Genomic DNA, 21,982 nt, shown 5'->3' with positions numbered 1-21,982 from the left:
GGGGAGGAAACCATGAGCGAACGGATTCTTGCGATCAATCCTGGATCGACATCGACGAAAGTCGGGTTGTTCGAAGGGGAGAATCAAGTATTTACGAAGACGTTGCGCCATCCAGCGGAAGCGGTCACCGGACCGCTTCCGAAGCAGCTGGAGATGCGACGCGGGGTCGTCCTCGCGCTTCTCGAAGAAGAAGGCGTCGAATTGAAAGCGCTTACCGCGGTCGTAGGGCGCGGCGGTCTCCTGAAGCCGCTCGTCAGCGGCACGTACGAAGTCAACGAGACGATGAAAAAGGATCTGCTTGAAGGGACATTCGGCATGCACGCTTCGAACATGGGCGGATTGATCGCGAGTGAGATCGGTGCTGCTATCGGTGCGAAGGCGTATATCGTCGATCCTGTCGTCGTCGACGAACTCGCGCCTGTCGCCCGTCTGACCGGTATGCCGGAAATTGAGCGGAAGAGCATCTTCCATGCCTTGAATCAGAAGGCGGTCTCAAAGAGATACGCAAAAGAGACCGGGGTGCCGTATGAGGAGCTACGTCTGATCGTCGCGCACATGGGAGGCGGCATCACGGTCGGAGCCCACATCGGGGGAAAAGTGGTAGACGTCAATAACGGACTTGACGGGGAAGGTCCGTTTTCGCCGGAACGGGCAGGCAGTCTGCCTGTTGGTCAACTAGTAGAACTATGTTATAGTACCAAGTATAAAGTTGGCGAGATGAAGCACAAAATCGTCGGTGGCGGCGGACTCGTCGCACATCTCGGCACCTTTGACGCACTCGAAATCGAACGCCGCATCGAAGCGGGTGATGAGCAGGCCCTATCCCTCTATCAAGCGATGGGATACCGGATCGCGAAAGAGATCGCTGCTCAGGGAGCGGTGCTCGCCGGAAAAGTGGATGCCATCATCCTGACCGGAGGGCTTGCCTACAGTGATCTGTTGATGAAGATGATCGAGGAGCGCATCAGCTACCTCGGATCCGTCGTCCGGATTCCTGGAGAGGATGAGCTGCGCGCATTGTCTGAAGGTGTGCTCCGCGTCCTGCGCGGTGAGGAAGAGGCGAAAGAATATGGAGGCGAAACGAGATGGCTAGAGAATACGACATCGTCGTTCTAGGCGGCGGACCGGGCGGATACGTAGCGGCGATTCATGCGGCGCAAGGAGGCAAGAGCGTCGCGATCGTCGAACAAGGGAAGCTCGGAGGAACATGTCTGCACCGTGGCTGTATCCCGTCCAAGGCATTGCTGAAGTCGGCGGCTGTCTTCCAGACCGTCAAGCATGCCGCTACATACGGGGTGGAAGTTCCAGAATCATTTTTGCGCTTCGAAGCGGTACAGGCGCGTAAACAGGAAATCATAGACGGACTCGAATCCGGAATCAAACATTTGATGAAAAAAGGAAAGATAGATGTCTTCCATGGCAGGGGATCGATCCTCGGGCCGAGTATCTTCTCTCCGATGCCCGGTACGATCAGCGTCGAGCCGGAAGAAGGGGAAGGCGAACTGATCCTGCCGCGCCAGTTGATCATCGCGACCGGATCACGCCCTCGTCCGCTTAGCGGCCTGTCGTTCGATTCGGAATACGTTCTGAGCTCGGATGAGGCGCTCAATATGACGGAACTGCCGAAATCGATCACGATCATCGGCGGGGGAGTCATCGGAGTCGAATGGGCATCTATGCTCGTCGATTTCGGCGTCGACGTCACGGTCGTCGAATATGGCGATCGCCTGCTTCCGACGGAAGATAAGGCGGTCAGCAAGGAAGTGGCGCGTCAGCTCAAGAAGCGGGGCGTCCGCGTCCTGACGAGTGCAGGCGCTAAGAGCGACAGCTTCAAAATCACGGAGACAGGAGTTGCGATCGACGTCGAACGTAACGGTGAACTCGAGACGCTTGCGTCAGACAAGCTGCTCGTCGCGATCGGGCGACTTGCGAACGTCGAAGGGATCGGACTCGAGAACACGAATGTCGTCGTCGAGAACGGCTTCATCCAAGTCGATGACGACTTCCGGACGAAGGAGAACCACATGTTCGCGATCGGTGACGTCATAGGACGTCTGCAGCTCGCGCACGTCGCGTCAGCCGAAGGCGCGAAAGCAGTCGAAGCAATCATTCATGGAACGACGACCCCGCTCAACTATCCGTTCATCCCGCGTTGCATCTACAGCGTCCCGGAAGCGGCATCGGTCGGTTTGACGGAAGACGAAGCGAAAGCGGCAGGCATCGACGTCAAAGTCGGGACGTTCAACTTCAACGGTCTCGGAAAAGCACGAATCGAAGGGGAAGCGAACGGCTTCATCAAGCTCATCTCGGATAAGGCGACGGATGACCTGCTTGGCGTGCATATCGTCGGACCAAAAGCAACGGAACTGATCAGTGAAGGCGGGCTCGCTCTCGTCTTGAACGCGACGGCATGGGAGGTAGGACAGCTCGTCCACCCGCATCCGGCACTCGCAGAGGCGTTCGGCGAAGCGGCACTTGCTGTCGACGGACTGGCTATCCATGCATGATTAAGGAGGACAACAAGATGGAAAAGATCGAATTCAAGGAACTCGTCGAACTCGGATTGACGGAGCAAGATGCCATCACGATGTACGAGACGATGGTGCGTGCCCGGAAAATCGATGAACGGCTCTGGAAACTGAATCGCGCAGGGAAGATTCCCTTCCTCGTCTCATGCCAGGGACAAGAAGCGGCACAAGTCGGTGCGGCATATGCGCTTGAGAAAGGAACGGATTACATCCTGCCCTATTACCGGGATCTCGGTGTCGTCCTTCACTTCGGACAGACGTCACGAGACATCATGCTGTCAGCATTCGCGAAGGCGGAGGATCCGAACTCTGGCGGGCGCCAGATGCCTGGACATTACGGGTCGCGCAAGCTGAACATCGTCACCGGATCGAGTCCGGTCACGACGCAGGTACCGCATGCAGTCGGAATCGCGCTTGCTGCGAAGATGAAGAAGGAACCGCTCGTCGCGTACGTCTCGTTCGGCGAAGGATCCTCGAACCAAGGTGACTTCCATGAAGGCGCGAACTTTGCCGGCATCCATAAGCTCCCTGTCATCCTGTTCTGTGAGAACAACAAATATGCCATCTCGACCCCGCTCTCGAAGCAGCTGTCAGCGAAACACGTCTCGGACCGCGCGATCGGTTACGGTATGCCAGGCGTGACGATCGACGGGACGGATCCGCTCGCGGTCTACGCGGCAGTCAAGGAAGCGCGCGAGCGCGGACTGCGCGGTGAAGGTCCGACGTTGATCGAAGCCGAGGTCGAGCGCCTCGTGCCGCACTCGTCGGATGATGATGACAAATCGTATCGTTCGGCTGAAGAGCTTGAAGCCCTCAAAGCACGCGACGGCGTCAAGCTTTTCCGTGACAAGTTGATCACGATGGGTGTGATGACGGAAGAGCAGGCACAAGCAATCAGCGACATGCTCGAGAAGGAAGTCGACGAAGCGACCGCATATGCCGAGGCTGCAGCATACGATGCACCGGAGAACACTTTGCGCTATGTGTATGATGAGGGGGATGTGAAATGACGACACTCAGTTTGATTGAAGCGATCAACAGTGCAATCCGCGAGGAGATGGAGCGCGACGACACGGTCTTCGTCGTCGGCGAGGACGTCGGGGTACGCGGAGGAGTCTTCCGCGCCACGCAAGGATTGCTCGAACAGTTCGGTGAAGACCGCGTCATCGATGCGCCGCTCGCTGAGAGCGCGATCGCAGGCGTCGGGATCGGGGCAGCCATGTACGGCATGCGACCGATCGCAGAGATGCAATTCGCGGACTTCATCATGCCGGCCGTCAACCAAATCGTCAGTGAGGCCGCAAAGATCCGCTACCGCTCGAACAACGACTGGACGTGTCCGATCGTCATCCGCGCGCCGTTTGGCGGCGGAATCCACGGAGCGCTTTACCATTCCCAGTCCGTCGAGGCGATGTTCAATTCGACACCGGGATTGAAGATCGTCATCCCGTCGAATCCATACGACGCGAAAGGTCTGCTTAAGGCGGCAATCCGTTCGAATGACCCGGTCCTATTCTTCGAACACAAGCGCGGGTATCGCCTCCTCAAAGGAGAAGTACCGGACGGCGACTACACGGTCGAAATCGGAAAGGCAGACGTCAAACGTGAAGGCGAAGATGTCACAGTCATCACGTATGGGCTTTGTGTCCAGATGGCACTTGATGCAGCAAGCCGGCTCGAGAAGGAAGGTGTCAGCGTCCATGTCCTCGACCTTCGTACGGTCTATCCGATCGATAAGAGCGCAGTCGTCGAAGCAGCGAAGAAGACGGGGAAAGTATTGCTCGTCACGGAAGACAATAAGGAAGGAAGCGTCATGAGCGAAGTGTCGGCGATCATCGCGGAAGAAGCGTTGTTCGACCTCGATGCACCGATCGAACGACTTTGCGGACCGGACGTTCCATCCATGCCATATGCGCCGACGATGGAGAAGTTCTTCATGGTGTCGAGCGAGAAAATCGAAGAAAAGCTGCGCACGCTCGCTGCGTATTGAGGGGGACTCTTCATGAAACTAGAGACGCTAACGATGCCGCAGCTCGGCGAAAGCGTAACGGAAGGGACGATCTCGCTATGGCTCGTCAAGCCGGGCGATACCGTCAAGAAATATGACCCGATCGCGGAAGTCATCACCGACAAGGTGACGGCGGAAGTGCCGTCGTCGTTCGACGGAGTGATCGAATCTCTCCTTGCCGAGGAGGGCGACACGCTGTCGGTTGGGGAGGCGATCGTCACGCTCAAGGTTGAAGGCGGAGCTATCGAAGTCGCGGCGACCGAGACGATCGAACCGAAACAAGAGACGCACGTCGAAGTACCGGATCAATCGATGAAGAAACGTTATTCTCCGGCCGTTCTGAAACTTTCGGCAGAACACGGGATCGACCTCGAACGCCTCGACGGCACAGGTACGGGCGGACGCATCACGCGTAAGGATGTCCTGCGCGCGATCGAGATCGGGGTGCCGGCTGAGAAGGAGATGCCGGCAGAAAAGTCGCAGGCCGCGGCACAGAACATTCCTGCTCCTGTGACGACGAAAGACGAACCGCGTCCTCAAAGCCCGGCAATCGAAACGCAGCAAGGCGACATCGAGATCCCGACGGCGGGTGTCCGTCAGGCGATCGCACAGAACATGGTCCGCTCGAAGCACGAGGCGCCTCATGCCTGGATGATGATCGAAGTCGACGTGACGAACCTCGTCGAGGCGCGCAACCGTCACAAGGATGCGTTCTATAACCAGGAAGGCGTCAAATTGACGTTCCTGCCTTTCTTCATGAAGGCGATCGTCGAGGGACTGAAGAAATATCCGATCATGAACTCGCAGTGGGCAGGGGATAAAATCATCCAGAAAAAGGCGATCAACCTGTCGCTTGCCGTCGCGACCCAGGACGCGCTGTTCGTGCCTGTCATCGAGAATGCGGATGAGCTCAGCATCAAGGGTCTCGCCCGGACCATCGACGACTACGGTAAGCGGGCGCAAGCCGGCCGCCTGACGTCGAAGGACATGCAGGGGGGCACGTTCACCGTCAACAACACGGGCTCGTTCGGGTCGATCCAATCCGCGCCGATCCTCAACTTCCCGCAAGCAGCGATCCTCTCTGTCGAATCGATCGTCAAGCGGCCTGTCTGGGTCAACGGGATGTTTGCTGCGCGAGACATGGTCAACCTGTGCATGTCGATCGACCATCGCGTCCTCGACGGGCTCGTCGCCGGGCAGTTCCTTCAGACGGTCAAGCAATCGCTCGAATCGATCGATTCGAACCAAGTCTCGCTCTACTGAACGTACTTGACGAAAAATTTCGACAAAACGATTGACATTGGATTTCCAGCACGATAAGATGGATGACAATTACAATACGACAAAGCGACGACGAAGAAGAGTAGCTTGCGGAACGATTCAAGAGAGCTGATGGGTGGTGTGAATCAGTATCGGGAAACAGGTGAATGGGCTTCTGAGCTCCAGACCGAAACGATAGTAGGCTCTGGCGGTTCCCTACCGTTATCTAGGGCGCGGATCAGGTGCGAACCGGTCCGGTCAAGTGGACTCTCAATCGAGTCAATGAAGGTGGTACCGCGGGTCTCCCGTCCTTTATGCGAAACGCATATTGGGCGCGGAGACCTTTTTGTCGTCCAAGCGAATATAAGAAATCGTTGAATGAGAGTAGTAACGGCGCATGCCCTGTCAAAGAGAGCTGAGGAGTGGTGAGACCTCGGTACGGCGGCGGCTCCGTGAATGGACTCATGAGAGCGGCGTTGAAAAGTAGTAGGCGCTGACGGCTTCCACCGTTACCTGGATACGATGTCCCGCTTTTGCGATGCATCGGAATGAGTGGGGCGGTTTATGCCGTCCAATCGAGAGGTGGCACCGCGAGCAATCGTCCTCCGTCCTGGCAATCATGCTGGACGGAGGACTTTTTTGTTGAAGGGAGAGAGAAGGATGGAACACGCAGAACAATTGCTGATCGAGCAGTTGGTGATCGACGGGGATGAACTGACACCGATCGTCATCTACAACCGGCTGGGAGGAAAACGGAAATGCCTGCTCGAGAGCTCGGACAAGACGACAGGACGCTACTCGATCATCGGTCTCGATCCGGTCTGTACGCTCAAAGCGGACGATGGGGTCGTGACGGCGGACCGGGACGGGGTGGTCGAAACGCTCGAAGGGAATGATCCGGTCCGTTTGATCGAAGCGTTCGTCCGCAGGCACACGCCGCAATCAGATCTCCCCTTCATCGGTGGAGCAATCGGCTACGTCGGCTATGACATGATCCGCGCCTACGAACAGATCGGTGAGGCGCCGGAGTCGGACCGGCAGTTGCCGGACGCCCTGCTGTCAGTCTACGACAAGGTCGTCTTGTACGATCATCATGAGCACCGTGTGCACCTCCTCTACTCCTCGATCGGGGGTGAACGGGATACACAGAAGATGAAGGCTTTCCTCGATGAGATGAAGGAGGACATATTGAGACCGGTCGAGGTGATGATGGAACAGCCGATCGAGTCGCTCCACTACGAACACCGGACGCGGAAAAGCGATTTTTTGTCACTCGTCGAGCAGGTGAAGGAGGATATCCGGGACGGTGAGATTTTCCAGCTCGTCCTGTCGCAGCGACTTGACGCGACGTTCAAGGGAGACGCGTTCCACTTCTATCGTCAACTGAGAAGAGCGAATCCGAGCCCCTATCTCTTCTACATCGACCTTGGAGAGGTGACGGTCATCGGTGCCTCGCCGGAGAGCCTCGTCACGGTACGCGGGAGACGCTTGACGACGAATCCGATTGCCGGAACGAGACCGCGCGGTCGGGATGAACAGCGGGACGCCGAGTATGCGACCGAACTCGCAGCGGATCCGAAAGAACGAGCGGAGCACTTGATGTTGCTCGATCTCGGGCGGAACGACCTGGGGCGGGTCAGCGAGATTGGCAGTATCCACATTCCGAAAAAGATGGAGATCGAAAAGTTTCGCCATGTGATGCACCTCGTCTCGGTCGTCGAGGGGGAGCTGAGGGAAGGGATGACGGGAGCGGACGCGTTGATCGCTTGTCTGCCTGCCGGGACAGTGTCTGGGGCGCCGAAAATCCGGGCGATGGAACTGATCGATCGGTATGAGCACTTGAAACGGGAAGTCTATGCCGGGGCAGTCGGTTACTTCGATGTTCGGGGAGACATCGACTTCGCCCTTGCAATCCGGACGATGGTAATCAAGGGAGGAAGGGCTTCGGTCCAAGCAGGGGCAGGCATCGTCTACGACTCGGATCCTGCTGCCGAATATGAGGAGACGCTGAACAAGGCGAAAGCGCTGCTCGAGGTGGGAAGATGATTCTATTGATCGACAACTACGATTCCTTCACCTACAACCTGTATCAGTACGCCTCGAGTTTCGATGAAGTGGAAATCATCCGAAATGATTCCTGTTCCGTCCAGGAAATCGAAGCGCTGGCACCGGACGGGATCATAATCTCTCCCGGACCGGGAAGGCCTGAGGATGCCGGGAATATCGTGCCGCTGATCCGCCGTTTTTCAGGAATCGTGCCGATACTCGGTGTCTGTCTCGGACATCAGGCAATCGGGCAGGCGTTCGGCGGAAACATCATCCATGCGCCGACGGTGATGCACGGCAAGACATCAGAGATTCGTCACGCCGGTGGTCTTCTCGAAAGCCTGCCTGAGCAAATAGAGGTGATGCGCTACCATTCGCTGATCGTCGAACGGACCTCCCTTCCCGAAACACTCAAGGTCACGGCGGAGACGAAGGACGGTCTCGTGATGGCGTTCGAACACGTGAACCATCCGACATACGGCATCCAGTTCCACCCGGAATCGATCGGCACACCCTATGGTTTGAAAATGATTGAACGATTCATCACGATCACGAAGGAGGAAATGAAATGAAGGACTACATCAACCTTTTGACATCCGGCCGTTCGCTCCGGGAGGAAGAGATGCGGCAGGCAGCTCACGAACTGCTCACTGAGGAACGTAAGATGACGGAAATCGCGGCGTTCCTGACTGCACTCAAGGCGAAGGGGGAGACGCCGGAGGAGCTTGCGGGACTCGCAGGCGCCTTACGGGAAGCAGCCGTCCCGTTGCCGGTCAGCGGCGACTTCATGGATAACTGCGGAACGGGCGGCGACGGAACACACTCGTTCAATGTCAGCACGACGGCAGCCTTCGTCCTTGCAGGAGCTGGGGTAGGGGTCGCGAAACATGGGAACCGCAGCGTCTCGAGCCGGTCGGGAAGCGCGGATGTCCTCGAGGCGCTCGGTGTCCCGCTCGATTTACCGGCGAACAGGCTGATCGAGCAGCTGGAGCGCGACGGGCTCGCCTTCCTGTTCGCACAGAATCTGCATCCGCGAACGAGACGGGTCCAGCAAGTCCGGCGCGAACTCGGCGTTCCGACGATTTTCAATCTCGTCGGCCCGTTGACGAATCCGGTCGCTGTACGGACACAGCTGCTCGGTGTGTATCGCGAGGATCTGCTTGAACATATGGCGCTCGCCCTGCACCGCCTCGGACGTGAACGGGCAGTCATCCTTCACGGCGCATGCGGAATGGACGAAGCTTCGCTTGCGGGAGAAAATCAGCTGGTACTGCTCGAAGGCGACGAAATGAAACGTTTCTCGATCCGACCGGAAGAAGTCGGATTACGGAGCGCTACGCTCGAAGCTGTCAAAGGAGGAGACGCATTACAGAATGCGGAAATCCTGCTCGACGTGCTTCATGGGGAACGCGGACCATACCGGGATACGGTACTTTTCAATGCCGGGATCGGGCTGTTCGCAAACGGCGCAGTCAAGACGATCGCAGAGGGAGTGGGACGGTCGGCAGAAAGCATCGACACAGGCAACGCGTTGCGTAAGCTCGAGCAACTGCAGAATGATTCGAAGGAGGCGACGGGATGAACACGTTAGAGAGAATCATCGAGACGAAACGGGATGAAGTCGAACGGCTGAAGATGGACCTGCAAGAATCACCTGGAGTAAGAAAAACGAAGCAAACGATTCATGACGCGCTCGGTGAACAGGAACTGTCCGTCATCGCGGAGATCAAGAGGGCGTCTCCTTCGAAAGGTGCGATAAAACTTGATATCGACCCGGTCGAACAGGCGAAACGATACGAGGAAGGCGGGGCGACGGTCATCTCGGTCCTGACCGACGAGACGTACTTCAAAGGTTCGATGAAGGATCTGAGGGCCGTCTCGGAGGCGGTCGATATACCGGTTCTGTGCAAGGATTTCATCATCGACCGTGTGCAGATCGACCTCGCGAGACGAAACGGAGCAAGCATGATCCTGTTGATCGTCGCTGTCCTCGACGACAAGGCACTCCGTGAACTGTTCGACTATGCGACCGTCTCCGGACTCGAAGTGCTCGTCGAGGTGCATGACGAAGCGGAACTGCGACGCGCAGAGTCGGCCGGGGCGCGGATCATCGGCATCAACAACCGCGACCTGAAACGGTTCTCGATCGACCTGGCGACATCTGAACGTCTGCTCAAGCAGAGAAAGCCCGGTATCCGTTACGTCAGTGAGAGTGGAATCAAGGAAGTCGAAGTGGCGTTTCGCCTAAAGGAGGCAGGGGCGGACGCCATCCTGATCGGAGAGACGCTGATGCGGGCGAGTGATCCCGGCACGTTCATCCGTGCCGTCAGAGGTCACTCATGACGAAGATCAAATTTTGCGGTTTGACGCGGGAGCAGGACATCCTCGCAGCCGTCGGGCTCGGAGTCGATTATATCGGATTCGTCTTCGCGCCAAGCACGAGACGCGTCACGTTTGAGCAGGCAGCTGAGCTCAGGCGATTGGTACCGGTGGAGGTGAAGGTCGTCGGGGTGTTCGTCGAACCGGAACGCAAGGAAGTCGAGCAGGCCGTTCATCAAGCCGGTCTCGACCTGATTCAGCTTCACGGGAAAATCGAAGAGACGCTTTTCGAGCTCGGCATCCCGGTCATCGAGGCGCTGCGGAGTGAATCAGACGTGAGGAGCAGCCGGGCGAAGCTTGTGCTTTACGATTCAGCTGTCGCCGGAAGCGGCACGACGTTCGACTGGGAAACGAAATTGACTGGGACGGAACAGGCCTTCATTGCAGGAGGATTGACACCGGGAAACGTCAGTCAGGCGATCGAGCGGTACAGTCCGTTCGGCGTGGACGTCTCGAGCGGAATCGAGACGAATGGGATGAAGGATGAGCAGAAGATGGAAGCATTCATTCAATCAGTGAGAGGAAGATGACGATGGCATACGCACAACCAGATCGATTGGGACAATACGGGAAATACGGCGGAAGATACGTACCGGAGACGCTGATGCAAGCCGTGATCGAGCTCGAACAAGCATACCGGGAGGCGCAGGAGGATGAGGCGTTCCGTGAACGGCTCGATGATCTGTTGAAAAACTATGTCGGACGCGAGAGCCCCCTCTATTTCGCGGAACAGTTGACGCGTCATGCCGGTGGCGCGAAAATCTATCTCAAACGGGAGGATCTGAACCATACCGGTGCCCATAAGATCAACAACACGGTCGGACAGGCACTGCTCGCCGAAAAGATGGGCAAACGAAAGGTCGTCGCTGAGACTGGAGCAGGACAGCACGGTGTCGCGACGGCGACGGTCTGCGCACTGCTCGGGCTCGAATGTGTCATCTTCATGGGCGAGGAGGACGTCAAACGTCAGGAGTTGAACGTATTCCGGATGGAGCTGCTCGGCGCGACCGTCGTTCCGGTCACACAAGGCAGCCGGACGCTCAAGGATGCGGTCAACGAAGCGCTTCGCTACTGGGTCGCGAACGTCGAGGACACGCATTACCTGATGGGAAGTGTGCTCGGTCCGCATCCGTTCCCGGAAATCGTCCGGGATCTGCAGGCAGTGATCGGCAAGGAGACACGCCGGCAAATCGTTGATATGGAAGGACGTCTGCCGGACGCGATCGTCGCCTGTGTCGGCGGGGGGAGCAACGCGATCGGCATGTTCCATCCCTTCCTCGACGACGAGGTCGCCCTGTACGGTATCGAGGCGGCCGGCAGCGGAGTCGAGACGGACAAGCACGCCGCGACGTTGACGAAAGGTGAGGTCGGGGTGTTGCACGGGGCGATGATGCATGTCCTGCAGGACGCAAACGGACAAATCCTTGAGGCGCATTCCATCTCGGCAGGTCTTGATTATCCGGGCGTCGGCCCGGAGCATAGTTTGCTCAAGGACATCGAACGGGTACGATACCATGCCGTGACGGACGACGAGGCGCTCGCCGCGTTCAAGATGCTGGCTCGTAAGGAAGGAATCATTTCGGCACTCGAATCGGCCCACGCCATAGCGTATGCGACTGAACTTGCAGGAAAGATGAATCAGGACGAAATCGTTGTCATCTGCCTCTCAGGGCGAGGGGATAAGGATGTCGCGTCCGTCCGGGACAGAATGGAGGAGAAAGGATGAGACTTGAACAAGCGATTCGCACTGTGACTGATAGAGGTGAAAAAGCGTTCATACCTTACATCATGGGAGGAGACGGCGGACTGGACAAACTCGGCGGAATCCTCACCTTTCTGGAAGAGGCTGGAGCCACTGCGATCGAGATCGGCGTCCCGTTCTCAGACCCCGTCGCAGACGGACCCGTCATCCAGAAGGCGGGCCAGCGTGCGCTTGCCGAAGGGACGACACTCGAGGGCTTGCTTGCTCAAATCGAGCGGATTCGTCAAGACGTCCACATTCCGCTCATCTTGATGACCTACTTGAATCCTGTCCTGCAACTCGGCGTCGATCACTTCTTTGACGCGTGTGCTTCAGCAGGCGTCGACGGGCTGATCATTCCCGATCTTCCGCTTGAGCAAGGGCGCATCCTCTTCGACGGTGCCGACCGGCGTGGCGTCGCATTGATCCAGCTCGCAAGCCTGACGAGCCCGCGCGAGCGGCTCGAACAAATCGCACAGTCGAGCGAAGGATTCCTCTACGCGGTGACGGTCAACGGAACGACGGGCGGCAGGAACACGTTCTCAGGTGATCTTGAAGCACATTTGAAAGCGATCGAGGCGTTCAGTCCTGTCCCGGTTCTTGCCGGATTTGGGATTTCGACGCCTGACCATGTCCGGGAGGTAAGCAGACACGTTTCCGGAGTGATCGTCGGTAGCAAGATCGTCGAGTTGCTCGAAGAGGGGCGACGGGCGGAAATCGAACTTCTGGTCGCAGCACGCAAAGCGACGACCGTGAATTAGGAGGGTGATGATGTTATAAATGAATGTCAAATAGTTGTAAAAAAACTATTGAAACGAATTGATTCCAGACTTACAATTTTAGTGTAGAGAAGGTGCTTACGCTGAAGGAGGAGTCGGAAATGGCAGGATTGACACCGTCCCATCGCGATGGGGAGAAGCAGAAAGGCAATGAGGTCATGAAATTCTCTGACTGGATGGATGACTTGTTCGAGAAAGACTTCTGGCCACGCAATCTGAAGCACGACTCGTTCAAGCTCGATGTCATCGATAACGAGAAGGAATATGTCGTCGATGCAGAACTCCCCGGCATGAATAAGGAGGATATCCAACTCGAGTATAAGGAAGGGCAGCTTCTGATCAAGGCGAAGCATGAGGAAGAGACGAAGGAGGAGAAGGGCAACTACCTCCACCGGGAACGGAAGCTCTCCTCGATGGAGCGAAGCCTCTATCTCGAGGATGTCAACGAGGACTTGATTGAGGCGAAGCTCGAGAACGGTCTCTTGCATATCAAGCTTCCTAAGTCTGAAGGGGCGATCAAGAATAAACGGATTGAAATCAAGTGAATACGAAGAAGGGAAGAGAGGCGGCATGCCTTTCTTCCCTTCTCTTTGTCTAAAGTGATTTTCGTAAAGTCGTCCGGAGCGGCTGATAGCCGTTTGCGGCGTAAAATCGAATTGCACCGCTGTTGTCGGTCCAGACGCTCAAGCGGACTTCGGCAAATCCATGTTCCTTGGCATACATTTCAGCCGCCTCGAGCAAAATTGTGCCCGTTCCTTCACGTCGGGCGTCCGGAGAGACACCGAGGTCATCGATCATCAAAATGAGCTTCTTGCGGAACAAGCGATTCTTTCCGGCGTCGACGGCTTTCGCTTTCAAATAGCCGTTGATGACGCCTTCGGATTCAGCGACGAGGCATATGACGTTCGATGACATCCAGTCTGCGCTGTCGGGAGGCGGGGCGGATGAATCGAACTCTTCCGGGAGCAACTTCTGGTGATGCAAAAAAGTCGCCTCCGCGAGCCTGTCGAGTGCCGGGGTGTCGCTTGAGACCATCATCCGAACTATCATCCAATCACTCCTTCTGTGAAGCGAGCACGTTCGCGACGAGTCCCGATACATACGGACTGCCCCGCTCGCCTTCGTTGACGCTCTCGATCATCATCGCGATCAAAAGCTTCGGATTCTCGTCGTCATAACCGACGAAGAAGCCGTTCTCTTGTCCTTTTTCTTCGGCACTCGTTTTCAGTTCCGCCGTGCCGGTCTTGCCGGAGACGTCGACCTCCTCGATGTCAGCAGGGAGATCATAGCCGTCCGTGACGACGGCGCGCAGGTCTTGGCGCAGCAACGTAGCATCGGCTTTTGACAGCAGTCCTTCCTTATAGATACGTCCCTTCTCCTCGTCGAGAAGGAGCGTCGGTCGATAGATCGTTCCGTCATTCAGGAACACCTCATACATCGAGGCGAGGTGCAGGATGTTCGTCAGCATCTGTCCCTGTCCGTACGACGTGTCCATCAGTTGCCCTTCCGTGTTGATTTTCCCGTCATTCGATACTTGGGAAGGACGCAGCGGATAAACATAGGGCAGCTTCTCACCATAGCCGAACGATCCGAGTCCGTCGACGAAGTCGTCCTTCCCGATTTCAAGGGCAGCCCTCGCGAAGTAGATGTTATCGGAGAAGACGAGCGCGTTCCGCAGATTGACCGGGTCCGGTGTCTCGTGGATACGCGTCACGGTGAATCCGTCCTTCTTCCATTTCAGACCGTCGATGTCATACGCCTTTTCGCGATCGAGCTTGCTTGCGGTCAGACCGATCGCGGCAGTCAATGGCTTTTGTGTCGAACCCGGAGCGAAAGCGCTGCTGAAACGATTGAGCAAGGGTTTGTCCGGATCCGTCTCGAGCTGGCCGAGTTGCTTGCGCGAGACGCCTCCGGTGAAGACGGACGGATCGAAGCCGGGTGAGCTGACGAGCGCGAGCGTCTCACCGGTAGATGGATCGACGGCTGCTGCGGCACCCGGATCTTCCTTCATCTCGGCATATGTTCTCTTCTGCAATTCGGCGTCGATCGTCAACGCGATGGATTCGCCTTCCTTCGCTGACGTCTCGGCGACGGTCACTGCGTCCGCATCCTTCTTGTTGATCACGATGGAAACACCTGATTCGCCGCGCAAGCGCTCATCGAGCACCTGCTCGAGTCCGCGTTTGCCGATCGTGTCATTCGATCTGTAGTCTTTGTTCTTCTCAAGATCCTCTGCCGTCACGGCACCGGTGTAGCCGATCAGGTGGGAGAGGGACTTTCCGTAAGGGTAGTCGCGGACAGCCGTCTCCTTGACGACGGCGCCTTTCTTCTCGAGTCTTTCGGCGAGCGATTTTTTAGCGGGTGGCAACGTCTTTAGCGGGACGAACTGGCCGTCCTGTACCCAATCGGCTTCCAGTGCACTCACGGCCGCGTCGGTCGAAATGCCAAGGTCCTTCGCGACGGACGCGATCAGCTCTGCTTTTGCTCCGGCGACCAGTCCGACCTCGTAACCTCGACCCGGCGCTGCAAGCTTATTCCCGTTACGGTCCGTGATCTCTCCACGCGCCGCAGGGGAGAACGAGAGCTGCACTTTATCATCTGCCTCAAGTTTTTCGAAGAGGTGCGACGGATTCCAGTCGACGTACCAGTTCTCTTCACCCGATTTTTCCTCCTCGACGAGGCGGACCTCCTGCTTGAAGGAAACGGGTCCGGCAATCGTCTTGAACTTGACATTGACCTGTGCCGTCGCTGTTCCGTCTTTTTCCGTGATTTCACCACGCCTCGTGACATCGATATCATCGATTTCAAGGTCACTGAAGAGCTTTTCGGAACGTGTCACCATCCCATCCTTACCGTAAGCATCAATCGTCTCCTGCGAGACGAATTCCTTATACATCTGGCTGAACTTCTCATTTTGCCAAAGGGCGATATAGTCGTCGAGCCGCTCTTCTGGCGTCGGAGCAACGCTACATCCACCGAGTATGAGCAGGGAACTAGCGAACACTAATCTGGAAAAATGCATCCAATCCCTCCTTTTTGTACACCGTACCACTCTTGTCTGAACGATGCACGCAAAATGATGCATAATGCAAAGATGCTCCCGTCATCAGGCAGACTGCTCGTTGAACGAGAGGCCGTACCTTGTGACGAAAGCAATTGAGCAGGGAAGTGAGTGTGTTTTGTCTCTGATGAAGCGCTGGAAAGGTTAGAGCTCGAATCTCATCGTACGATTTTCCAGATAGGAAGAGGTCTCGTTGAGTGTATCGACTAAATCGCTCAATTCCGTTATCGTGACGATCATGTGCTCCGAGGCAGCGGCAACCTCTTCGTTGCTAGCCGTATGTTCCTCGGCTACTGAAGCGATCTCGTTCAATGCGTAACGGATTCTCTGCTCGGTATGACGCACTTGGTTCATCTGCTGATTCATCCGGTCCGTCGAGAAGGCCACCGTTTCTACCTGTTCCGCGAGATCATTGAATGAAACGTAGGTTGCTTTTATTTCTGCTTGTCCTAAGTTCGCTTCTTCCACCGTACCTGTGAAGCGTGACCCCATCGTCTTCATGTTTTCCTGGACACTCCTGATGATCGAGGAAATTTCGCTTACGCTCGTCGCGACATGGTTCGAGAGGGTTTTGACTTCCGCAGCTACGACGGCGAATCCTTTTCCTTGTTCACCAGCACGGGCTGCCTCGATTGCAGCATTCAAGGCCAGCAAATTCGTCTGTGCGGCAATGTCCTGGATGATCGTGACGAGCGACTGGATCTGGGTGGATTGTTTTTGAAGTTGCTCCACCTGTTCGGTCGACTCGACGATCTGGTCATGAATTGCATTCATGCGCTCGACGGATTTCTTCATTTGGGAGCTGCCTTGTTCTGTCACCGCCCGCATCGAAGTTGCCGTGTTTTTCACATGCTCTCCTTCATCACTCGCATTTTGGATGAGGGTAGAGAATTCAAGCATTTCGTCAGTCAGTGAAAGGGTGACTTGAGTTTGACTCTCGGTGCCAGATGCGATTTCAGACATCGTATGAGCGATTTGCGTCGACCCGTCGAGTACTTCCGTCGTACTGGTGTCGATCGACTGGCTCGTCTTCTTGACGAGCAGGGACGCCTTCTTGATGTCAGCAATCATCAGCCGGAGCATATCATTCATTTGCTTGATTGAAACAGCCAGCGAATGGACTTCATCCTTTGTTTGAATATGTAAGTGTTTCATGGTCTGGTCCGCATGATCGAGTCGACCTTCGGCAATCATCTGTGCGACGGACTGAAGCGTTTCGAGAGGCTTGAGTTTCCGTCCAAGCACATAGTAGAGAAAACCGAGTGTCGTGATCAGGAGAAGGAGCAGGAGACCGACGAACAGTGGAAGGTTTTGCCTAAGTTGTTCTGCGGTCAAGGCATCGACTTCGCGTGCCGCGATATCGACACCGAGGATTCCGATGATTTCTTTTGATTGGTTTTTCAGCGGGACGTATACACTGACATATTGACCGTACTTTGGATCGTCGATCACGTCCGTCGTATGCGTCCGGCCCTTGAGCACATCCTCCATATCCTCAGCTACAGCACCGGTAGCAGGTTCGTTGATGGCGGCGGCCTCATCTTCAGGGAGTCCGTCGATCAGCAACACGACCTTGTCCTCAGAAGTAACGGCAGCCGTATATGCATACAGCAAGCCATTTTGTATTCTCAAATCGTTCAGTGATTCGCGTAACGTCGTATATGTGTCTGATTTCGTCGGGTTGTCCAAAAAGTTCTGATAGGAATTCATATCGAATGTCCGGGAGATACGGAGCGCGTCCTGCTCGGCATTCTTCTTCAATGTCGAGAGTGCGGTCTGCTTCGTGTTGAAGTACAGGGCGAAGCTGCTGAAGAGAAAGGAAAACATGAGAATGAGGCTGATCGTAAGGAGTAGGCGTGTTCGAACGGAGTGGGTTTTTGAATGTTTCATGGTGACCCCCTGATATTTTTGATATGGTCTTAACTATCTTATCGACAAAAAATCGAAAAAATGAAGGGGGATATGTATTTTGAGCGAATGCATTACGGAGATTAACATCGGGGATCCTCGAACGATATCTTCTGGAGAACGCAAAAAACGTTCAGGTCCCCTCAACTCTGTCGAAAAAGAGAGAAGGGTTCCTGAACGTTTTTTTCGTTTTTGACGAATTAGAAGAAATTGAGCGGGTTCAAGCTGTTTGCAGCTGTCGAAGAACTGTAGATATAGGCGCCGCGGTGAATCTCGAAATGGAGATGCGAACCGAATGAGTTTCCAGTGTTGCCGACCGTTCCGATTTTTTCGCCTTTTGCAACCTTGTCACCTACGCTTACACCACGTGAATTGAGGTGGGCGTAGACTGTCGTGTAAGCGACACCGTTGACCGTATGTGACATCATGATGTAGTTGCCATATGCCCCGTAGTTTTTAGACGTGATGACCGTACCTGCCGCTGAAGCATAGACAGAAGTCCCAGTCGGTGCTGCGATATCAATCCCGTTATGGAACGTATAGCCATATGCTCCACTCGCTTTGCCGTAGCCTTGCGAGATCGAACCGCTAGCAGGCTTCATGAAGCCGCTCGAAGCTTTCGATGCGACAGTCGCCTTATATGTTTTCGTATATGCAGTGTAGACGTACCGTGTCTTGTTCTTATATGAAATTTTAGTCCAAGAACCTGATTTTCCAAGATAGTTGAATGTCTGGCCTTTGTTCACGACACCGACGACCGTCGATTTCGTGCTTGCAGCCGCACGGACACGAAGCCCGTTGTCCATGATTTTAACTTTCGTGATTGTCGCTGCCTCAACCTTTTCTGTACCCGTCATAGCGAATCCTGAAACCATCATTGCTGTCATCGTCATTGTTGTCAAAAAGCGTTTCATCGTTGTGATTCCTCCTAAGTTATGTAAAAACCAGTTTGGACAATCTATGTATGTGTCATAAAAATTAATTCTAAAGCATATGTTTTCACTCATGTTTTACAAATAAAGTATAGCATCGGGTTACTTCAGAATAATATTTCAATTGTATTTCAAAAGTATGCCTAAATAATATATATTGTAATAGCCATAAAATGTAAAAACCGAGCGTGCAGGCTCGGCTTTTCCGGATATCGTATTCAAGATACAGGGACGAACACGTCAAGATGATGCGGCAGTACTTCGATCGTTGCAGGAAGTTCGCCGCCGGTGTCACCGTCCGCGTTGACAGGAAGGCGCTCCGGGGAATTGATTTCAACCTTTTTAGTCGTGAAGTACTCGACCTGGTCCGAGTCGTGCATGTTTCCCGTCAACAATTTCGGCAAGAGCTGGAGCGCATCGAAGAAACCGAGTTGATGGATGATGAAGACGTGGAGAAGACCGTCATGTACCTCGGCCTCTGAAGCGAATGTCTCGAAACCGCCGACTGAGTTCGTCAAGGAGACGATCAGGAGCGGTGACTCGCCGGACCACGACTTTTCCTTTGCTTCGACGCTGAGGGGATAAGGGCTGTGATTTTTGAATGCCTTCAACCCTTCGATCAGATAAGCGACGGATCCGAGTTTCGTCTTTTGTTCGACGCTGACCTCCTCCACGGCTTCGGCGATCAGGCCGACTGCGATGACGTTCATGAAGTAGCGGTCGCCATATTTCCCGATGTCGAGCGGGTGCGTGACGGCGTCAGCGAGCATCGCGATCGCCTGTTCAGGATCACTCGGGATGTTGAGCGCGCGAGACAGGTCATTGACCGTTCCAAGCGGGATCAGCCCGAACGTGGGACGGTGCGGCTGTTCTGCCAGCCCGGCAATCGCCTCATTGACGGTGCCGTCTCCACCCATCGCGATGACGGCGTCATATTTTTTCTCGCTTGCTTCGCGAGCGAATGCGGTCGCGTCATATTCCTTCTCCGTATACCGGACATCGACACGGTCGAACCGTCCGTTGAGAACGGCCTCTGCTTCCTTCGCATGGATTTTGCCTAACTCTTTCCCGGAAGACGGGTTGACGATCAGCATGACAGTAGACAATTGGACTCCTCCTTCTAATACATTCCTCCTCTTTATTTTCCCAGAATAGATGAAACTAATCTTTTCTTATTCAATATTAAAGCGCCCTCCAAAATAGAGGGCGCGCTGTTTCAGCTCTCACTTGAGAGCAGCTGCTCATATTTCCGTTCGATCTCATCACTCATTCGCTCCCGCTCAGCGAACAACACCGACAGTGACTCGGGATCATTCGTCTCGGCCATCTGGTCGTCGATCGAGCTCAGGACGGTCTCGAGCTGCGCGATGTCTTGTTCGATATCTGTTGTTCGGACGACAGGGGAGACGACTGCTGATTTCTCCTTCAGCCGTCCTTCCGGTTTTTTCTTTTCGACTTGTGCTTCAGGCGGAAGTTCCTTTCGCTTCTCTTTCGCATAAGCATATGCTCCAGGATAAGAGACGATCGACTTATCGAGCCAGAGCGTGCGGGCGAACAGTTTGTTCAGCAAGTAACGGTCATGCGATACGGCGAGGATCGTCCCTTCGAACTGTTCAAGGGCATCCTCGAGCGCTTCACGGGACTCGATGTCGAGATGGTTCGTCGGTTCGTCGAGGACGAGGACGTTGATGTCGGAGTGGACGAGCTTCGCGAGCATCAGGCGCATGCGTTCACCGCCGCTTAAGTCTTTGACGTGGCGGAAGACGGAAGGTCCATAAAAGAGAAACTTCGCGAGCCTTTCCCTGGATGTTCCTTCGTCAAGCGGTACGGAATCGCGGAAGGCATCGATCAGGCGCGGATTACCTTCGAACGTGATGTGTTGTGACAGGTAGCCGATTTTCGCGCTCTCTGCCTTGAATGCCGTACCGGACGAGGGTGGAAGCGTGCCGAGCAACAGTTTCAAGACGGTCGACTTCCCGCTACCGTTTCTGCCGACGAGCGCGACACGCTCCCCGTACTCGACATGCAGGTTCGCGTGAGAGAATACCTCTGACGTCCCGAATGAAACGGTCGCGTCCTCGAGCTTGAAGACCACTTTGCTCGCACGCGTCGTCTTCGCGAAGTGGATGTCCGGCCCTTCGTTCTCAAGTTTTGGCCGTTTGATCTTCTCCATCCGCTCGAGCGCACGCTCCATCGATTTCGCGCGGCGATAGAACTTCTCGTTCGGCGGGTTCGCCTCATTCGCCCATTGACGCAGGCGCCGGATCGCGTCCTTCATCTGTTTGATCTTCTTCTGCTGCTCCTTGTATGCGTGGAACTGCTCGAGCAGGCGGCGTTCCTTCTCGGCCGTAAAGGCGGAGTAGTTGCCGCCGTAACATGTGATCTCACCGTCCTCGAGCTCCGCGATCGCCGTTACGACGGCGTCAAGGAAGACACGGTCGTGTGAGACGATCAATACGGTCCCTGCGTAGTCCTTCAGGAAGTACTCGAGCCATTCGACAGCCTCGAGGTCGAGATGGTTCGTAGGTTCATCAAGTATCAAAAAATCAGGATTCGACAGCAGCAACCGTCCGAGACAGAGCTTCGTCTGTTCGCCGCCGCTCAAGGAGCGGAACGGGCGCGCGGAAAGCTCATGAAGCTGCAGGCCTTCGACGACCATCCCTACTTTTGATTCAAGGGAGTACCCGTCGAGCCGTTCGAACTCGGTTTGACATTCACCGTAGACGGCAAGCGTCTTCTCGAGGTCGCACGAAGAATCACTCATCTTCTTCTCGAGCACGAGCATCCGCTCGCGGAGCAGGGTGATGTTCTCGAACGCGGTCCAGAGGACGTCTGCCCCTGTGAAGTGTTCCGGATACTGTGGAATTTGAGCGAGATAGCCGATCGAAAGACCGCTCTTCTTATAAAGGACGCCACTGTCCGGGGAATCAAGACCGGCAAGAATCCGCAGCAAGGTCGTCTTACCGGTGCCATTGCGCCCGACGAGCCCGAGCCGTGTCTTTTCGTTCATTTGCAGGGAAGCATCCGTCAGGACGGCATGGCCTCCGAATTGTTTCGTGATATGTTGCATCTCTAGTATCATGGGAATTTCCTTTCCCGCACCCTGCAAAAAAAGGTGAGCGCAAAGAGCGCTCACCTTATGCATCAGAGGTACGCTTCGCGAATTGGTTTCATCTATGACGTTCGTGTTGATGAAAAAGGGCAGACTCATCCCTTAGAACGCCATTCCATGAAAAATCGCGCGCAAGATATACAGTTGTTCCATCAACCAATGCACGCGTTTCGCGAAAGTCATGCCTCTGACACCTCCTTTAATCTGATATGTTCAGTTTACAAAATA

Annotated in this window: 19 protein-coding genes and 2 other annotated features; of the genes, 13 read left to right on the top strand and 6 right to left on the bottom strand. The window is 55.2% G+C overall.

What is annotated here, in order from left to right; all coding sequences use genetic code 11:
• Window positions 1-12 precede the first annotated feature (12 nt).
• The 13 genes from buk to DFG60_RS10160 all read left to right on the top strand — a co-directional run bounded on the left by buk (window position 13) and on the right by DFG60_RS10160 (window position 13,286).
• Complete coding sequence (buk, locus tag DFG60_RS10220; RefSeq protein WP_114571667.1) at window positions 13-1,116, top strand: butyrate kinase; 1,104 nt, start codon at window positions 13-15, stop codon at window positions 1,114-1,116.
• Window positions 1,086-2,507, top strand: coding sequence for a dihydrolipoyl dehydrogenase (gene lpdA / locus DFG60_RS10215; protein ID WP_114571666.1), 1,422 nt, complete (start codon window positions 1,086-1,088; stop codon window positions 2,505-2,507). Before buk ends, lpdA begins: the two co-directional genes overlap by 31 nt.
• A 17-nt stretch (window positions 2,508-2,524) precedes the next feature.
• Window positions 2,525-3,538, top strand: a complete 1,014-nt coding sequence (locus DFG60_RS10210) for a thiamine pyrophosphate-dependent dehydrogenase E1 component subunit alpha (RefSeq protein WP_114571665.1) — start codon at window positions 2,525-2,527, stop codon at window positions 3,536-3,538.
• Window positions 3,535-4,518 carry an alpha-ketoacid dehydrogenase subunit beta gene (locus tag DFG60_RS10205; RefSeq protein WP_114571664.1) on the top strand — a complete coding sequence of 328 codons (984 nt, stop codon included), beginning with the start codon at window positions 3,535-3,537 and terminating at the stop codon, window positions 4,516-4,518. The genes DFG60_RS10210 and DFG60_RS10205 overlap by 4 nt, the downstream gene beginning before the upstream one ends.
• Window positions 4,519-4,530: 12 nt before the next feature.
• A complete protein-coding gene (locus tag DFG60_RS10200; RefSeq protein ID WP_114571663.1) occupies window positions 4,531-5,799 on the top strand; it encodes a dihydrolipoamide acetyltransferase family protein in 1,269 nt (422 codons plus the stop codon).
• A 78-nt stretch (window positions 5,800-5,877) separates the two neighbouring features.
• Window positions 5,878-6,112 (top strand) — a binding site (T-box leader).
• A gap of 49 nt (window positions 6,113-6,161) precedes the next feature.
• Window positions 6,162-6,405: a binding site (T-box leader), on the top strand.
• Window positions 6,406-6,456: 51 nt separating this feature from the next.
• A complete protein-coding gene (gene trpE, locus DFG60_RS10195; protein WP_114571662.1) occupies window positions 6,457-7,842 on the top strand; it encodes an anthranilate synthase component I in 1,386 nt (461 codons plus the stop codon).
• Entirely contained in the window at window positions 7,839-8,414 is a 576-nt protein-coding gene (locus tag DFG60_RS10190) for an anthranilate synthase component II (protein WP_114571661.1), read from the top strand. The genes trpE and DFG60_RS10190 overlap by 4 nt, the downstream gene beginning before the upstream one ends.
• Window positions 8,411-9,424 carry an anthranilate phosphoribosyltransferase gene (gene trpD, locus DFG60_RS10185; RefSeq protein WP_114571660.1) on the top strand — a complete coding sequence of 338 codons (1,014 nt, stop codon included), beginning with the start codon at window positions 8,411-8,413 and terminating at the stop codon, window positions 9,422-9,424. Before DFG60_RS10190 ends, trpD begins: the two co-directional genes overlap by 4 nt.
• Window positions 9,421-10,185, top strand: a complete 765-nt coding sequence (gene trpC, locus DFG60_RS10180) for an indole-3-glycerol phosphate synthase TrpC (RefSeq protein WP_114571659.1) — start codon at window positions 9,421-9,423, stop codon at window positions 10,183-10,185. Before trpD ends, trpC begins: the two co-directional genes overlap by 4 nt.
• The gene (locus DFG60_RS10175) at window positions 10,182-10,751 is read left to right on the top strand and encodes a phosphoribosylanthranilate isomerase (RefSeq protein ID WP_114571658.1); all 570 of its coding nucleotides are present in this window, start codon (window positions 10,182-10,184) and stop codon (window positions 10,749-10,751) included. The genes trpC and DFG60_RS10175 overlap by 4 nt, the downstream gene beginning before the upstream one ends.
• Window positions 10,752-10,753: 2 nt before the next feature.
• Entirely contained in the window at window positions 10,754-11,947 is a 1,194-nt protein-coding gene (gene trpB, locus DFG60_RS10170; RefSeq protein ID WP_114571657.1) for a tryptophan synthase subunit beta, read from the top strand.
• Window positions 11,944-12,723 (top strand): tryptophan synthase subunit alpha, encoded by a 780-nt coding sequence (gene trpA, locus DFG60_RS10165; protein WP_114571656.1) that lies wholly within the window; start codon window positions 11,944-11,946, stop codon window positions 12,721-12,723. The genes trpB and trpA overlap by 4 nt, the downstream gene beginning before the upstream one ends.
• 119 nt (window positions 12,724-12,842) lie before the next feature.
• A complete protein-coding gene (locus DFG60_RS10160) occupies window positions 12,843-13,286 on the top strand; it encodes an Hsp20/alpha crystallin family protein (protein WP_114571655.1) in 444 nt (147 codons plus the stop codon).
• Between the two features lie 49 nt (window positions 13,287-13,335).
• Here the strand turns inward: DFG60_RS10160 and DFG60_RS10155 are convergent, their stop codons facing one another.
• From DFG60_RS10155 to abc-f, 6 genes are all read right to left on the bottom strand, one after another.
• A complete protein-coding gene (locus DFG60_RS10155; RefSeq protein WP_157964525.1) occupies window positions 13,336-13,791 on the bottom strand; it encodes a GNAT family N-acetyltransferase in 456 nt (151 codons plus the stop codon).
• Window positions 13,792-13,795: 4 nt separating this feature from the next.
• A complete protein-coding gene (locus tag DFG60_RS10150; protein WP_114571653.1) occupies window positions 13,796-15,763 on the bottom strand; it encodes a penicillin-binding transpeptidase domain-containing protein in 1,968 nt (655 codons plus the stop codon).
• A gap of 183 nt (window positions 15,764-15,946) precedes the next feature.
• Window positions 15,947-17,692 (bottom strand): methyl-accepting chemotaxis protein, encoded by a 1,746-nt coding sequence (locus tag DFG60_RS10145; protein ID WP_114571652.1) that lies wholly within the window; start codon window positions 17,690-17,692, stop codon window positions 15,947-15,949.
• Between the two features lie 218 nt (window positions 17,693-17,910).
• On the bottom strand, window positions 17,911-18,624 hold the full coding sequence (locus DFG60_RS10140) for a peptidoglycan DD-metalloendopeptidase family protein (RefSeq protein ID WP_114571651.1): 714 nt from the start codon (window positions 18,622-18,624) through the stop codon (window positions 17,911-17,913).
• 236 nt (window positions 18,625-18,860) lie between these two features.
• The gene (locus DFG60_RS10135; protein ID WP_114571650.1) at window positions 18,861-19,748 is read right to left on the bottom strand and encodes a diacylglycerol/lipid kinase family protein; all 888 of its coding nucleotides are present in this window, start codon (window positions 19,746-19,748) and stop codon (window positions 18,861-18,863) included.
• Window positions 19,749-19,858: 110 nt separating this feature from the next.
• Entirely contained in the window at window positions 19,859-21,724 is a 1,866-nt protein-coding gene (abc-f, locus tag DFG60_RS10130; protein WP_114571649.1) for a ribosomal protection-like ABC-F family protein, read from the bottom strand.
• Window positions 21,725-21,982 lie beyond the last annotated feature (258 nt).

Origin of the sequence: Exiguobacterium flavidum (assembly GCF_003344535.1) — a bacterium.
Taxonomy (GTDB): domain Bacteria; phylum Bacillota; class Bacilli; order Exiguobacteriales; family Exiguobacteriaceae; genus Exiguobacterium_A; species Exiguobacterium_A flavidum.
This window is presented reverse-complemented; position numbering and strand designations above follow the sequence as displayed.

Bases quoted from the DNA above. Each gene is read 5' to 3' on its own strand.
- buk (WP_114571667.1), top strand. From the start codon at position 13: ATGAGCGAACGGATTCTTGCGATCAATCCTGGATCGACATCGACGAAA.
- lpdA (WP_114571666.1), top strand. From the start codon at position 1,086: ATGGCTAGAGAATACGACATCGTCGTTCTAGGCGGCGGACCGGGCGGA.
- DFG60_RS10210 (WP_114571665.1), top strand. From the start codon at position 2,525: ATGGAAAAGATCGAATTCAAGGAACTCGTCGAACTCGGATTGACGGAG.
- DFG60_RS10205 (WP_114571664.1), top strand. From the start codon at position 3,535: ATGACGACACTCAGTTTGATTGAAGCGATCAACAGTGCAATCCGCGAG.
- DFG60_RS10200 (WP_114571663.1), top strand. From the start codon at position 4,531: ATGAAACTAGAGACGCTAACGATGCCGCAGCTCGGCGAAAGCGTAACG.
- trpE (WP_114571662.1), top strand. From the start codon at position 6,457: ATGGAACACGCAGAACAATTGCTGATCGAGCAGTTGGTGATCGACGGG.
- DFG60_RS10190 (WP_114571661.1), top strand. From the start codon at position 7,839: ATGATTCTATTGATCGACAACTACGATTCCTTCACCTACAACCTGTAT.
- trpD (WP_114571660.1), top strand. From the start codon at position 8,411: ATGAAGGACTACATCAACCTTTTGACATCCGGCCGTTCGCTCCGGGAG.
- trpC (WP_114571659.1), top strand. From the start codon at position 9,421: ATGAACACGTTAGAGAGAATCATCGAGACGAAACGGGATGAAGTCGAA.
- DFG60_RS10175 (WP_114571658.1), top strand. From the start codon at position 10,182: ATGACGAAGATCAAATTTTGCGGTTTGACGCGGGAGCAGGACATCCTC.
- trpB (WP_114571657.1), top strand. From the start codon at position 10,754: ATGGCATACGCACAACCAGATCGATTGGGACAATACGGGAAATACGGC.
- trpA (WP_114571656.1), top strand. From the start codon at position 11,944: ATGAGACTTGAACAAGCGATTCGCACTGTGACTGATAGAGGTGAAAAA.
- DFG60_RS10160 (WP_114571655.1), top strand. From the start codon at position 12,843: ATGGCAGGATTGACACCGTCCCATCGCGATGGGGAGAAGCAGAAAGGC.
- DFG60_RS10155 (WP_157964525.1), bottom strand. From the start codon at position 13,791: ATGATAGTTCGGATGATGGTCTCAAGCGACACCCCGGCACTCGACAGG.
- DFG60_RS10150 (WP_114571653.1), bottom strand. From the start codon at position 15,763: ATGCATTTTTCCAGATTAGTGTTCGCTAGTTCCCTGCTCATACTCGGT.
- DFG60_RS10145 (WP_114571652.1), bottom strand. From the start codon at position 17,692: ATGAAACATTCAAAAACCCACTCCGTTCGAACACGCCTACTCCTTACG.
- DFG60_RS10140 (WP_114571651.1), bottom strand. From the start codon at position 18,624: ATGAAACGCTTTTTGACAACAATGACGATGACAGCAATGATGGTTTCA.
- abc-f (WP_114571649.1), bottom strand. From the start codon at position 21,724: ATGATACTAGAGATGCAACATATCACGAAACAATTCGGAGGCCATGCC.